This window comes from Prochlorococcus marinus XMU1405, from assembly GCF_017696275.1.
Lineage (GTDB): Bacteria > Cyanobacteriota > Cyanobacteriia > PCC-6307 > Cyanobiaceae > Prochlorococcus_A > Prochlorococcus_A marinus_AB.
Genome location: NZ_JAAORF010000001.1, coordinates 138329 through 152388 on the forward strand (window position 1 = coordinate 138329; position 14060 = coordinate 152388).

At 32.8% G+C, this 14060-nt stretch carries 15 protein-coding genes; 10 read left to right on the forward strand and 5 right to left on the reverse strand.

The features are described from left to right. Positions 1-8: 8 nt before the first annotated feature. Both fabD and HA148_RS00745 read left to right on the forward strand, forming a co-directional pair. Positions 9-905, forward strand: coding sequence for an ACP S-malonyltransferase (gene fabD, locus HA148_RS00740; protein ID WP_209129339.1), 897 nt, complete (start codon positions 9-11; stop codon positions 903-905). A gap of 5 nt (positions 906-910) precedes the next feature. Continuing rightward, on the forward strand, positions 911-1531 hold the full coding sequence (locus HA148_RS00745; RefSeq protein WP_209129341.1) for a lysophospholipid acyltransferase family protein: 621 nt from the start codon (positions 911-913) through the stop codon (positions 1529-1531). 4 nt (positions 1532-1535) lie between these two features. Here the strand turns inward: HA148_RS00745 and HA148_RS00750 are convergent, their stop codons facing one another. Together HA148_RS00750 and HA148_RS00755 are read right to left on the reverse strand one after the other, a co-directional pair. Next, complete coding sequence (locus tag HA148_RS00750) at positions 1536-2189, reverse strand: molecular chaperone (protein ID WP_209129343.1); 654 nt, start codon at positions 2187-2189, stop codon at positions 1536-1538. Between the two features lie 9 nt (positions 2190-2198). Next, entirely contained in the window at positions 2199-2450 is a 252-nt protein-coding gene (locus HA148_RS00755) for a Ycf34 family protein (RefSeq protein WP_209129345.1), read from the reverse strand. 14 nt (positions 2451-2464) lie between these two features. Here HA148_RS00755 and HA148_RS00760 point away from each other — a divergent pair, with 14 nt between their 5' ends. Together HA148_RS00760 and HA148_RS00765 are read left to right on the forward strand one after the other, a co-directional pair. Then, on the forward strand, positions 2465-3682 hold the full coding sequence (locus tag HA148_RS00760) for a CCA tRNA nucleotidyltransferase (RefSeq protein WP_209129347.1): 1218 nt from the start codon (positions 2465-2467) through the stop codon (positions 3680-3682). A 58-nt stretch (positions 3683-3740) separates the two neighbouring features. Continuing rightward, the gene (locus HA148_RS00765) at positions 3741-4160 is read left to right on the forward strand and encodes an RNA recognition motif domain-containing protein (RefSeq protein WP_209129349.1); all 420 of its coding nucleotides are present in this window, start codon (positions 3741-3743) and stop codon (positions 4158-4160) included. Here the strand turns inward: HA148_RS00765 and HA148_RS00770 are convergent, their stop codons facing one another. Together HA148_RS00770 and pds are read right to left on the reverse strand one after the other, a co-directional pair. After that, complete coding sequence (locus tag HA148_RS00770; protein ID WP_209129351.1) at positions 4161-5069, reverse strand: phytoene synthase; 909 nt, start codon at positions 5067-5069, stop codon at positions 4161-4163. A gap of 44 nt (positions 5070-5113) precedes the next feature. Next, positions 5114-6511 carry a 15-cis-phytoene desaturase gene (pds, locus tag HA148_RS00775; protein WP_209129353.1) on the reverse strand — a complete coding sequence of 466 codons (1398 nt, stop codon included), beginning with the start codon at positions 6509-6511 and terminating at the stop codon, positions 5114-5116. Positions 6512-6601: 90 nt separating this feature from the next. Between pds and ndhM the strand changes: the two genes are divergently transcribed. Together ndhM and HA148_RS00785 are read left to right on the forward strand one after the other, a co-directional pair. After that, a complete protein-coding gene (gene ndhM, locus HA148_RS00780) occupies positions 6602-6949 on the forward strand; it encodes an NAD(P)H-quinone oxidoreductase subunit M (RefSeq protein ID WP_209129355.1) in 348 nt (115 codons plus the stop codon). After that, complete coding sequence (locus HA148_RS00785) at positions 6946-7569, forward strand: DUF3172 domain-containing protein (protein WP_077141896.1); 624 nt, start codon at positions 6946-6948, stop codon at positions 7567-7569. The genes ndhM and HA148_RS00785 overlap by 4 nt, the downstream gene beginning before the upstream one ends. A 6-nt stretch (positions 7570-7575) precedes the next feature. On the opposite strand, the gene HA148_RS00790 is transcribed toward HA148_RS00785, so the two are convergent. Beyond that, a complete protein-coding gene (locus HA148_RS00790; protein WP_025931306.1) occupies positions 7576-8520 on the reverse strand; it encodes a LysR family transcriptional regulator in 945 nt (314 codons plus the stop codon). Between the two features lie 83 nt (positions 8521-8603). On the opposite strand from HA148_RS00790, the gene HA148_RS00795 reads away from it, so the two are divergent. The 4 genes from HA148_RS00795 to HA148_RS00810 all read left to right on the forward strand — a co-directional run bounded on the left by HA148_RS00795 (position 8604) and on the right by HA148_RS00810 (position 14059). Next, positions 8604-9332 carry an NnrU family protein gene (locus HA148_RS00795; RefSeq protein WP_209129357.1) on the forward strand — a complete coding sequence of 243 codons (729 nt, stop codon included), beginning with the start codon at positions 8604-8606 and terminating at the stop codon, positions 9330-9332. A gap of 34 nt (positions 9333-9366) precedes the next feature. After that, on the forward strand, positions 9367-11388 hold the full coding sequence (locus HA148_RS00800; protein WP_209129359.1) for an NAD(P)H-quinone oxidoreductase subunit 5: 2022 nt from the start codon (positions 9367-9369) through the stop codon (positions 11386-11388). A gap of 121 nt (positions 11389-11509) precedes the next feature. Continuing rightward, entirely contained in the window at positions 11510-13114 is a 1605-nt protein-coding gene (locus HA148_RS00805; RefSeq protein ID WP_209129361.1) for an NAD(P)H-quinone oxidoreductase subunit 4, read from the forward strand. A 123-nt stretch (positions 13115-13237) separates the two neighbouring features. Next, positions 13238-14059 (forward strand): segregation/condensation protein A, encoded by an 822-nt coding sequence (locus tag HA148_RS00810; protein ID WP_209129363.1) that lies wholly within the window; start codon positions 13238-13240, stop codon positions 14057-14059. The last annotated feature ends 1 nt before the right edge of the window (position 14060 follow it).

The following is a 14060-nucleotide window of genomic DNA, read 5'->3' on the forward strand; positions in this document are numbered from 1 at the left end:
GGAAAATTATGACAGTTGCATGGGTATTCCCTGGACAGGGTTCGCAAAAAATAGGTATGGCAAAACAAGTTCAAAATTTGTCAAATACAGAGGAGAGGTTTAGTTATGCTTCTGAGATATTTGAGCGGAATTTATTTGAAATTTGTGAGTTAAATTCTGAACCATCTAATTCTCTTTATGATTTAAATAACACAAGAAATACACAAATTTGTCTTTTTTTAATCGAATCAATTTTATTAGATGCCCTAAAAGATAAAGGTATGAAACCAAATTATGTTGCTGGGCATAGTCTAGGAGAAATTACTGCTCTGTACTGCGCAGAAGTTTTTTCATTCGAAGATTGTGTATCTCTAATAAAAGTGAGATCTGAATTAATGGTAAGTGCTGGGAAAGGATCTATGGCAGCAGTAATTGGTTTTGACAGAAATCAACTTGAGTTATTAGTAAAAAAAATTGACGATATTGTAATTGCTAATGATAATAGCTCGTCCCAAGTTGTCTTGTCCGGCTCTAATGAAGCATTAGATAATTTATCGAAAGAAATTACTTGTAAAAGATTCTTAAAATTAAATGTTTCAGGTGCTTTTCATTCACCATTAATGAAGGAGCCTTCAATAAAATTTTCTGAATATTTAAAACAGATTAAATTTCAAAATCCTTTATTTCCCGTCATAAGTAATTATGATCCTACACTTTGCAGCGATCCAAATGAGCTAAAAATTAGATTGGAAAATCAAATGTGTAATGGAGTGAGATGGCGAGAAACTATGGATTTAATGGCAAAAGATAGTAATCTGCATATTGTTGAAATTGGCCCGTCAAATGTACTTAGCGGTTTAGGAAAAAGACATCTGAAGGATATAAAAATTTCTCAAGTTTCATCTTCAGATAAATTAACTTATTAATTCTTATGAAAAACTATATTTTTCAAAAATTAATATATCAATTAGTCAGCAAACTTTTTGTATTTCCTATTTACAAATTTGTATTTAAAGGCCATTTAATAGGTAGAGAAAATATACCTCAAAAAGATTCTTTTATAATGGTTTCTAATCATGGTTCTTTACTCGACCCTCCTTTGTTAGGTCACGCTCTTGAACGAAATATATCTTTTATGGCAAAGGCAGAGCTTTTCAAAATACCTGTTCTTGGCTTTATTATAAAGGCTTGTGGAGCATATCCTGTGAAGAGGGGAATTGCTGATAAAAATACTATTAAAATAGCATGTGAAAAATTAATAAATAACAACTCTATTGGAATTTTTATTGATGGAACTCGTCAAAAAAATGGGCGAGTTAATAGACCAAAACAAGGCGCTGCATTATTAGCTTTTAAAAATCAAAAATTACTATTACCCGTTGCAATAGTTAATTCAAATAAACTAATAAAATTTAAATTCTGTATACCTTTTTTTTCAAAAATAATTATCAAAGTGGGCAAACCTATAAAACCTCCACAAAGCTCATCAAAAGATCATCTGAATATCGTAACAATGAACCTTCAAGATAATATTAATAATTTGATTGGATAAATAATCAGTTAAATGGAGAAATAGGGTAAAGGGGCAGAACTCTTTGCCATGAATTTTCAATATCATCTAATAAATTTTTATTTGATAAATCTAATAATTCTGTTAAATCTTTTTTATCGTCATAATGTGCCTCAAAAAAAAGTTCTTTAGAATCTAATTCTTTAATAACTTTTGGTGAAACTATTTCTCGAATTCCTAGACCTTCATTCCTTTGCTGGTTATTGCAAATCTCATATTTACCTGCAATAAATCCCCTTCGTTTTAATTTTTTGTAAATCCAGTATGATTTTTGGTTTGTAAAAATATTATTTTTCAATGCAATTCTTTTTGCCATTATTTCAAATGAACTAAAACTGTCTAAATGACAATTTATTTGTTGTGAGATAGTTCTTGCTAAAACGACAATAAGTCTAGAAGCATTAAAATTTGCTGGCCCTATGCTGACAGATATCTTATTAACGTTTTGTAGATTTTCTTTAGAAATAAAATTGTTAAAATCATTAATTAAGTTATTACATAAGTCATTATCAAATTTTTTTAGAAATAATTCATCAGATTTATGGTTTTTGTTTTTTCTATATCCAAAGCCAAATGAATTATCTGTGCTAAGGATCACTAATGCAGGGTAATTTCCTCTTTGTTTGAAACTATTTGTCATTTATTACCTTCAAACAGGCAATTCCATATCTGGATTACATTTAGACCATTTACCAAATTCATTTACAAAACTTTCACAAGACTGAACATCCCAATCAGTTTTGTAATCACCATTATTTACTTTAACTATAGAGACATGAATGTATGGTCTTTTTGGTTTAAAATCAGGTACATCACAAATATTATCAACATCATGATTATTCTCAACATCATGATAAGTGATACATCTATCAACCCATTTACAGTTGATGCAAATGCACATAATTAATAAATAAAATGAAAAGAAATATTCTCATTGATCATACACTAATAATCGATGAATTAGAAACAAGAATAAAATTTCATAATTGGAATTTTATTTTACCTTTTTTACCTAAAGGATCATATTTGGTTGGGGGATACATAAGGGACATTATTTTGGGGAGGGTAAGTAAGGAGGTAGATGTTGATATTGTGGTGCCTTCAAATGCAATTGAAATTGGGAAAAATATTGCGAATAACATTAATTCCAAATTTATAATTTTAGATAAAAAAAGAGAAGTTGTAAGAATTATTCTTCATCAAATTAATATTGATATAGCTAATCAGGTTTCACCCACGATCGAGGGAGATTTGAGTGCTAGAGATTTTTCAATTAACTCAATTGCTTTTTTCTTGGATAAGAAGTGTTTGTATGATCCCTTAAATGGCCTTAAAGATTTAGAGCTTTCTATGCTTAGAATGCATTCAGAAATAAATTTACTGCATGATCCTTTAAGAATATTAAGATGTTTTCGATTCGTTTCAGAATTGAATTTTGAAATTGATCTAAATTTAATTACATTTATAAAAAAAAATAAAGGAAAACTATATCTTGTTGCTAAAGAGAGGATTAACTATGAAATCCAAAAAATAGTAAATGGGTCAAATGCTCTTCATGCGGTAAGTTTGGTAAAACAATTGAATATACTAGGCTCTGAGAATTCATATAAAGATTCTTTTTTTTTGGATTTAAAGAAAATTAATTATGCAGAACTTAATCAAAAAGAAAAAGAGAAATTTTTACCGTTGTTTTTTATTAACCAACTTTTGGATGTTGTATCTCTAGAGAAACTTAAATTTAGTAAAGATGAAATTGCAAAAACAAAGTTATTGAGAAAATGGCATTTTTTTTTGAAGACCAAAAATATCGCTGAGTTAAGTGAATTTGATAGATTTAAATTACATCAAGAGTTAGAAATGTTTCTTCCATTATTTATTTTTTATTTACCTCAAAATTTGCATTCCGATTGGCTAAAAAGGTGGCGTGACAAGGAAGACAAATTATTTCATCCCTCAAATCTTCTTAACGGTAATGTAATTAAAAAAAATTTAAAAATAAAGGATGGGCCTATCTTGGGAGAGCTTTTACAGTATCTTTCAAAGGAGTTTGCATTTAATAGATTGCATAATTTTGATGAAGCTATTTATAAAGCAAAGCAATGGATTGAACAAAATGCGCCAAAATGTGATTAAATACACATAGCTTAGTTTTGTTTAGAAGTTCAGACTTCAAAATCATTTTTAAAAATTTATGAGTATTCGCATTTACATTGGCAACTTACCACAAGGATTTAATCCAAAAGAATTTGATAAGCTTTTAAAATCTATTTCTGATTCGGTTAGATTTAAAGCAGTTTTAGATAAGGAAACTAAAGAATGTAGAGGGTTTGGTTTCGCGACAACAAATAGTGAAGAGAATGCTAATCTACTGATTCAAAAATTAAATGGTTTTGAATTTAATGGTTCTAAGTTAAGAGTAGAGTTATCAGAAAAGAAGGATTCTTCTTCAAACAAAAAAAATAGTGGAAACTTTAACAAAAATAAGAAGAGGAAAGATTTTAAGAAAATTGTCCATAGCGATGCCCCTAATCTCGAAGCACCTGATCCAAGATGGGCTGGGGAACTATCGAAACTAAAAGATTTGTTAGCTAATCAGAAAACACCTGCTTAGTTATTTAATTCGGGAAATTAAAAAAGATATTGGTAACTCAAAAGCTTTAACTGAATTTTTTACAAAGGCTCTATTGTTAAACACATCATAGTCTAATCTTTCAATTGAATCTAATATGCCTCTATAAAGACGTAAAGATGTCCAAACAGGCCATCTAGCGTCAGAAGATAGCCATTTGATCCCATCTTCAGACTTTTGGAACCAATCTCGAGCCCTACTTAATTGAAACTTCATCAGTTCTTTCCATTGATTATTTATTTCGCCTTTTAAAAGCTTTTCTTCAGAATAATTAAATTTTTCAATATCTTCTTGTGGGAGGTAAATTCTACCCCTTCCTCTGTCTTCCCCTACATCTCTCAAAATGTTGGTTAATTGATTGGCTATTCCTAAAGCTATAGCTGCTTCTGAGGGGTCTGGCTTGGCACTCCATGGTGCGGATGTATAAGCGCTATCAATGCCCATTACATTCTGAGTCATTAAACCAACAGTACCTGCGACTCTATAACAATAGAGTTGTAATTCATCAAAATCCTTATATCTGAATTTATTAAGATCCATCCTCTGACCTTCTATCATGTCTAGATAAGGTTGAATACTTTGTGGATATTTTTCGATGGTATCTAGTAGAACTGAATCAAGTTCAGATTTAATATTTCCTTTAAAAATATTTTTTGTGTTTTCTTCCCACGCATCTAAATTATCTGAAAGCTCATCTTGCGATTTAGTTGAAGCTTCTAAGCTATCCATAATTTCATCTGTTCTTCTACACCAAACATAAATAGCCCAAATGGCTTTTCTTTTTTCTACAGGTAGTAGAAGAGTTCCCAAGTAAAAGGTTTTAGCCCATTTTTGGGTTTCTTTTCGGCATATCTCGTATGCTTGATCTAGTTGAGAAAATGAATTTTTCAAAAAGTTTTTAGATGAATTTTTAAATTACTGGAATGTAAATCTCATTAAGAAACAGTTTGAGGAGTTTTGGAATGCTCCTTATTAATTGATTCCGCGCATAATTTACCACTTAAAACAGCACCTTCCATAGATGCTAAATATTTTTGCATAGTATAATCACCTGCTAAAAAGAAGTTTTTTATAGGGGATTTTTGACTAGGTCTGAACTCTTGGCATCCAGGGACTGCCTTATAAACAGATCTTGGAGTTTTGACTACTCTATATTTTCGTAAGTTTGTTTTATTGTCTCCCATAAAATGCGTTGGGAATAATTTTTTGAGTTCCTCCATAGTTGCATCAACAATATCCTGATCACTCCTATTTATCCAATCTTTTGCTGGTGCAAAAACCAATTCAAGCATTGATCTATTTGGATCTTCATATTCCTTGCAGGTGATACTCATATCTGCATAAACACTGAGGAGAGGTGATCGGCTGAATAATAAATGATCAATATCTGTTAATTTTTTGTCAAACCATAAATGGATATTAATGACTGGAACACCATTTAAACCATCTAATTTAGAAAATGCATCTAATCCTTTCCATTGTTTAGGGATCATTAATTTGAAGAGATCTACTGGCATTGCACTAACATAAGCATCAGCCGTTAGCTCTTTCTTTTCGTTTTTTTCTAAAGAGGCAATAGTAAAACTTTTAACAGTGCTGTCCTCATTAAGGTTAATTTGCCTTAATGGACTATTCATGTGAACTTCGCCACCACGAGCAGTAATATAATCAACCATTGGCTGGCATAGTCTTTCTGGAGGAGCTCCGTCAAGGAATGCCATTTTAGAACCATTTTTTTCTTGTAGAAATCTGTTTAATGCTGTTAATAAAACTGTAGATGATATTTCATCCGGTCCAATAAAATTAAGAGCCTTACTCATCGCTATAAAAACTTCATCATTAACTCTTTCGGGGATATTGTGTTCTTTTAGCCAATCTGTCCATGATTTTGTATCACATTTATCTAGGTACTTTTGGCCTCTCAACATTGCAGGCACTAAACCTAATCCAAACAAAATCTTTTCATTCCATGAAAGCATATCATTATTGCTTAGTATCGCTGATACACCATTAATAGGAGCAGGTATATCGGGAAAGTCGAATCTACTGTAAGTTCCAGGCTCTGATGGCTGATTAAAAATCATTGAATGACTTTTCCATTGGAGTCTGTCTTCAATATCTAGTTCCTTAAAAAGTTGCAACATATTTGGGTAAGCTCCAAAAAAGATGTGTAATCCAGTTTCATACCAATCTCCATCTTCGTCTTTCCATGCAGCAACTTTCCCACCTAAAACATCTCTGGCTTCAAGTACAATCGGGATGTGCCCATTATCGACTAAATATTTTGCACAAGATAGACCTGCTAAACCAGCACCAGCAATTACAACACGCATTATAAAATCAAGAAATAAATTAACACTTACTAATAAGCTACATTAAAGTTAGAACATAATAGTTTTTTTCGTTGATTATTTCGTAAAATTATGGAAAAAATGCTTTTAAAATCGACTACTAGGCATGTAAGAATTTTCACTGCCGAAGTGGTAAATGAAGAATTAAAGTTTCATCCCAATAAACTAACTCTTGATTTAGATCCCGATAACGAATTTATTTGGAACGAAGATTCTCTAAATAAAATAAATGAAAAATTCAATGAATTAATAAAAGAGAGAGCAGGAAGGGATTTAGATGATTATGAACTTCGAAAAATAGGATCAGAAATTGAAGGTTTAATTAAATTGCTGCTACAAAACGGTCAGCTTAGCTATAACCCTGAATGTAGAGTAATGAATTATTCAATGGGTTTACCAAAGACCAATGAAGTACTGTGAATAGACCACCATCAAATAGAAGGCCAAGAAGAGGCTCAAATAGAAGTTATTATCCTCCAAATCCAAGGGATATGGATCCATATGGTCAAAGAAGCAATAGATTGCCTGCTTCTTCTGAACAAAAGATCAACTTTAGTACAGGAACCATTGCCGTACTTGCTGGAGTATTAATTTTAGGAGTTGGTATCGGGAGCGCTATTACCAGTACAACCGATGGCGGGCAGGGAAATATAGCAAGTCAACAACAATTAGATATGGCTGTTCCAGACCCTGAATTTTGCAGACAATGGGGAGCTAGTGCTTTTGTAATTGATGTTGAAATGTATACGACACTTAATCCATCTACTAGTTTTGTAACGCAACCAGCTCTTCAGCCAGGGTGTGTGATTAGAAGAGAGAATTGGACAGTACTACAAAAACAGGGCGCAATTAGTAATGAAGATGTAAGAGAATGTAAGCAAAGGATGAATACTTTTGCTTATATTGGATCTATAAGAGATAAGCCAATAGTTAAGTGCGTTTATCAGACTGATGTAAATGAAAATAAATTTATAATAAAAGGAGATGGACAAGCCGAAGACGGCGGGGTAGGTATTAACAAAGAAGCAATTCAGTTTTGATCAAAATTATATATGTCTCAAAGGACTTTCTAAGCTAGCAAATTGTGGAAGAATGTTTTTCTTAAATACTTCTGATGCTCTTGATGAATATCTTGACGGATTAGTAATTAATTTAAGTTCTCTTTTAACCTCTAAGTCTGCAATGAATGCTTTGTGGATTGTTCCAGCCGATAATTCTCTTTCAATAGAAACAACAGGCAAAAAGGAAGCTCCTAAACCTGATTGAACCGCATTCTTGATTGCTTCAAGAGAGTTAAGTTCCATCTCAATTTTTAATCTTTGAATATCAAGCCCAGAATCTTGGAGAAGTTTGTCAACAACTTTTCTTGTTGTAGATTGTGAGTCTAATGTTACAAAATTTAATTTGTATAAGTCTTCTTTTAGAAGCTCTTTCTTGGTCGAAAGTGGATGTTTGGATGGTAAAACTAATGCCAATTCATCAGTGGCATATGGAATTACTTGTAGTAAATTTTCCAAATCTCCAGGTAATTGTCCGCCAATAATGGCTAAGTCAATTTGTCCATTGGCGACACTCCAACCAGTTCTTCTCGTACTATGAACTTGAAGTTGAACGGATACATCAGGGTATTTTTGTCTGAATAGTCCTATCATTCTCGGCATTAAATAGGTACCTGTTGTTTGGCTCGCTCCAATAACAAGAGTTCCACCTTTTAAGCTATTTAAATCTTCAATAGCTTTGCAAGCTTCGTCGCATTGATTCAAAATCCGTTCACAATATTCAAGTAATAGCCTCCCTGCTTCAGTCAATAGAGCCTTCCTACCACCTCTATCGAAAATTGTGATTTCAAGTTGTTTTTCTAAATTTTGTATTTGTAAACTCACGGCAGGTTGGGTTACATATAAGAGATCTGCAGCTTTTTTAAAACTTCCTTGAGCTGCTATAGCTTTTAATATTCTTAATTGGTCGAGTGTAAAAGGTAATTCTGGCATCTATTATGCCTACAATTTCTTATAATTCTAATGCTTCGGAGCATTCTTGTTAAGAACAAAAATTATTTGAACATTTTAAATATATGGAGACTCATAAAACTTCCCTAATCATCTTACTTTTGATTTTGATTTTTGCGGTAATTCATAGTGGGGGAGCTGCTTTGAGAATCAAAGCAGAATCTATTATTGGTCCGAGATTATGGCGGTTATGTTTTGTTTTTTTAAGTTTGCCATCTGCAATTATCTTGATCAGTTATTTTTTGGCTCATAGATATGACGGAATCAGATTATGGAATTTACAGGGCAATAATTTTGTTTTTATGGTCGTTTGGTTCTTAACTGCAATAAGTTTTTTATTTTTGTATCCCGCTACTTACAATTTGCTAGAAATTCCTTCGGTTTTAAAACCTAAAGTACGAATCTATGGAACTGGGATAATGCGAATTACAAGACATCCTCAAGCATTTGGTCAGATAATTTGGTGTTTTGCTCATACTTTATGGATTGGTACATCATTCACATTAGTAACTTCTATTGGCTTAGTTTTGCATCATCTTTTTGCAATCTGGCATGGTGACAAGAGATTAGCAAATAGATTTGGAGAAGAATTTGAAAATTTTAAAAAAAATACATCCATAATCCCCTTCATGGCAATACTTGAGGGGAGGCAAGAATTTAAGATTAAAGAATTTTTTAGGTTATCTCAATTAGGCATATTAATTGCAATAGGCGTACTTTGGTGGTCTCATCAATATATAAATATTGCTGTTAAAACATTTAATTCATCATTTTTGTCTGAATTTTTCAATTGACAGTTTAAAATCTTAAATATAAGTTTTTTAAAAAATGCCTCAAGCTTCAGAAATTGCCTGGTTAATTCCTGTTTTCCCACTGATTGGAGCAGTTCTTTCTGGTTTAGGCCTAATAAGTATTAACAAGAAAATTAATAATTCTAGAGAAATTGTTTCTGTAGGTCTTATCTCTTTTGTTGGCATTTCTGCAGTAATTAGTTACAAAGCTCTGATTGAACAAGTTAATGGTTATCAATCTGTAGAAAAATTATTTGTATGGGCTAGTGCTGGGGATTTTACAATCCCGATGGGTTTTGTCCTTGATCCTTTGGGGAGTGTAATGCTTGCTCTTGTAACGACTATAACGTTGCTCGTGATGATTTACTCTCATGGTTATATGGCGCATGACAAAGGTTATGTCAGATTTTTTACATATTTAGCATTATTTAGTAGTTCAATGATGGGATTAATAGTTAGTCCGAATTTATTAGAAATTTATGTTTTTTGGGAATTAGTTGGAATGTGTTCTTATTTGTTGGTTGGTTTTTGGTATGACAGGGATGGCGCTGCCCACGCTGCACAAAAAGCATTTGTTGTTAATAGAGTGGGAGATTTTGGATTATTACTAGGAATTCTTGGCCTATTTTGGGCAACAAATAGTTTTGATTTTAATGAAATAGCCACTGGAATTTCTCGATCAATATCTGATAATTCGATACCTATTTGGGCTGCTTTATTGCTTTGTTTTTTAGTTTTTTTAGGGCCAATGGCAAAATCTGCTCAGTTTCCTCTTCATGTGTGGTTGCCTGATGCGATGGAAGGCCCGACACCTATTTCTGCACTTATCCATGCTGCAACAATGGTTGCTGCAGGCATTTTTCTTGTAGCAAGACTTCAACCTTTGTATTCAATATTCCCCTCTATTCAGTTCATTATTGCTTTAGTTGGTACCATCACTTGTTTTTTAGGAGCATCTATAGCTTTGACCCAAATGGATTTAAAAAAAGGTTTAGCTTATAGCACAGTCTCTCAGCTTGGTTATATGATGCTTGCAATGGGTTGTGGAGCACCAGTTGCAGGAATTTTTCATTTAGTGACTCATGCTTGCTTTAAAGCAATGCTCTTTTTGGGATCTGGTTCAGTAATACATGCCATGGAAGAAGTAGTTGGCCATCAGCCTGTTTTAGCTCAAGATATGAGATTAATGGGCGGTTTAAGAAAAAAAATGCCATATACATCAACAACATTTTTAATAGGTTGCGTAGCAATTAGTGGTATTCCCCCATTGGCAGGTTTTTGGAGTAAAGACGAAATCCTCGGAAATGCTTTCATATCATTTCCAGCTTTTTGGTTTATAGGACTTATAACAGCTGGTATGACTGCTTTCTATATGTTTAGGCTTTATTTCTTGACATTTGAAGGAGATTTCAGAGGGGAGAATAAAGAATTGCAAAAAGAGCTTCTAACGGCCTCTAAAATAAATCAAGATGAAGAAAATGAAGAACAGCATGAAGAACAAGGCACTATTCATGAGTCACCCTGGTCAATGACATTTCCCTTGGTATTTCTAGCTGTACCGTCTCTAATTATAGGTTTTATGGGACTTCCATGGGATAGCAAAATTGCCAATTTACTAGATCCTGAAGAAGCAGAGACTGCTGCAAAAGCTTTCGAATTAAAAGAATTTTTGCCTTTAGCGATAGCTTCAGTTCTTATTGCATCAGCTGGAATCATTATTGCTTATCAGGCATATTTTGTGAAAAAAATTAATTTATCAGTTTTATTTGCCGAAAAGTTTCCTAGTATCAACAGGTTTTTATCCAATAAATGGTATCTAGATGATATTAATGAAAAACTTTTTGTTAAGGGTAGTAGAAAACTCGCTAAAGAAGTCTTAGAGGTTGATTCTAAGGTTGTTGATGGCGTCGTAAATCTTACTGGACTCGTAACTTTAGGTAGTGGAGAAGGTTTAAAATATTTTGAGACTGGTAGGGCTCAATTTTATGCGCTTATTGTTTTTGGAGGAGTAATTCTACTAGTTGCTATATTTGGTATTCAATCTCCACAAGTATCTTAATTACAATTGTGTGTCTTCACTGTCCATTGGGGTGAAAAAATACAGAAAATTTCTAGACTTTATTTAAGATAAATTTCTTTTTAAATTGAGTACTTATTTTTATACCCATTTTGCGACACAAATGTTGGGAACTTTGGGAGCTGGATTGTCAAATTTTCCTTGGTTATCTGCTTCAATTTTATTCCCAATTGGTAGTGCATTTGTGATACCTTTTTTCCCAGATAAAGGCGATGGCAAAGAGGTGAGGTGGTTTGCATTGTCTATTGCATTAATAACTTTTTTAATAACTGTAGGTTCATATATAAATGGCTTTGATATTAATAATGAAAATGTTCAACTGAAGGAAAATATTAGCTGGCTCCCTGATTTAGGTCTTACTTGGTCTGTTGGCGCTGATGGAATGTCTATGCCGTTAATATTATTGACTAGTTTTATAACTGCTTTAGCAGTTCTTGCTGCATGGCCAGTCAAGTTCAAACCAAAGTTATTTTTCTTTTTGATATTGGTTATGGATGGGGGGCAAATCGCTGTGTTTGCAGTACAAGATATGCTTTTATTCTTTCTAACTTGGGAACTTGAGTTAATTCCCGTTTATTTATTATTAGCTATATGGGGTGGCAAAAATCGACAATATGCAGCAACAAAATTCATTATTTATACAGCTGGTAGTTCTATCTTCATTCTTTTGGCAGCGTTAGCAATGGGTTTCTATGGTTCAGAAATTCCTAACTTTGAGTTTTCTCACTTGGCAGCTCAGGATTTTAGTCAAAAATTCCAAATATTATGTTATGTCGGGCTTTTAATTGCATTTGGAGTGAAACTACCAATAGTACCTCTTCATACTTGGCTTCCAGATGCTCATGGAGAAGCTACAGCTCCTGTTCATATGCTTTTAGCAGGAATTTTATTAAAGATGGGAGGATATGCTCTTTTAAGATTTAATGCACAATTATTACCCGTTGCCCATGCTCAATTTGCTCCATTATTAATAGTTCTGGGGGTAGTCAATATAATTTATGCTGCATTAACTTCTTTTGCTCAAAGAAATCTTAAAAGAAAAATTGCATATAGTTCGATAAGTCATATGGGTTTCGTTCTTATTGGTATAGGGAGTTTTAGTAGCCTTGGAACAAGTGGAGCTATGCTGCAAATGGTTAGTCATGGATTAATTGGTGCAAGTTTATTTTTTCTTGTTGGTGCCACCTATGACAGAACAAAGACTCTTAAACTTGATGAAATGAGTGGTGTAGGACAAAAAATGAGAATCATGTTTGCCCTGTGGACTGCTTGCTCCCTTGCTTCCCTAGCTTTGCCTGGTATGAGCGGATTTGTTTCCGAATTGATGGTATTTACAGGATTTGTTACTGATGAAGTGTACACACTTCCTTTTAGGGTGGTGATGGCCTCTTTAGCTGCTATAGGTGTAATACTTACTCCTATTTATTTACTTTCAATGTTACGAGAAATTTTCTTTGGTAAAGAAAATCCTAAACTAATCGAAGAAAGAAAACTTGTAGATGCAGAACCAAGGGAAGTTTATATTATTGCTTGTTTACTTTTACCGATTATAGGAATAGGTTTGTACCCTAGATTAGTTACTGAAAGTTACATTGCATCTATCAATAATTTGGTCGATCGAGATTTAACCGCAGTTAAAGGTGCAGTTAAAACAAATATTTTTTCAGGAACTAAAACAAATGACACCCTAAAAGCTCCAACTATATAATTTTAAAATTAATGCAATATTGTTTGGCATTAAATAATTAAGGGTATATCTTATGAATAGTTATTATCTATTTTAAAAATATCTAATTACAACCCTATTCATAGACAACAATTAGGGCCTAGATTGTTGATTAAGTTTCTTCAAGACGCCGCAGGAAAAGGTGATCTTGATCCATGGGATATTGATGTAATAAGTGTAATTGATAGTTTTTTAGAGCAATATTCACAATCTTTCGGAAGCAAATCTAATAGCAAAATTTCCTATCATAAGGATTTATCTGAGACAAGTGAGGCTTTTTTTGCGGCTTCAGTACTAGTTAATTTAAAGGCTCAAGTTTTAGAATCTGATGTTTTCAAAGAAAATTCTTCCGATTTTGAAGATGATTTTGACTTGGATGATCAAGATTGGATTGATCAAGAATTTGATATACCAAAATATCCTGAAAAATATCTAAGGAGAAGATCAATAGCACAACCAATTCTCAAACGTACAACAACTTTGGGAGAACTGGTAAGTCAGTTAGAGTCTATTGCTGAAGTTATAGAAACCCAAGATCTTTTACTAATGAAGAGAAAAAGAAATAAAAAATATTCAGATAAAGCTTTGATTTCTCAAGTGAAATCATTAGCGCATCGTGAGAAACTACCAGAAACCACTAAAGCATTAGGTAAATTTATTGAAGGGTGGGAAAAAGCATTGCAGTGGACAGATTTTGAATATCTTGTTGAGAAATGGCAAACTGTTGAAAAAAATGATTTAGATAAAGATCGTTTGGGTGTTTTTTGGGCCTTGTTATTTTTATCATCTGAAAACAAAATTGAAATTAAACAAATTAACTCTTTATATGGCCCAATTCAAATTAAAAGAATAATTCCGGATGGAGGTTTGGCTCAATTGCCTATAGAGAATCTTGAGGTATCCAAGACCTATCCTTCTGCTGTTTAGG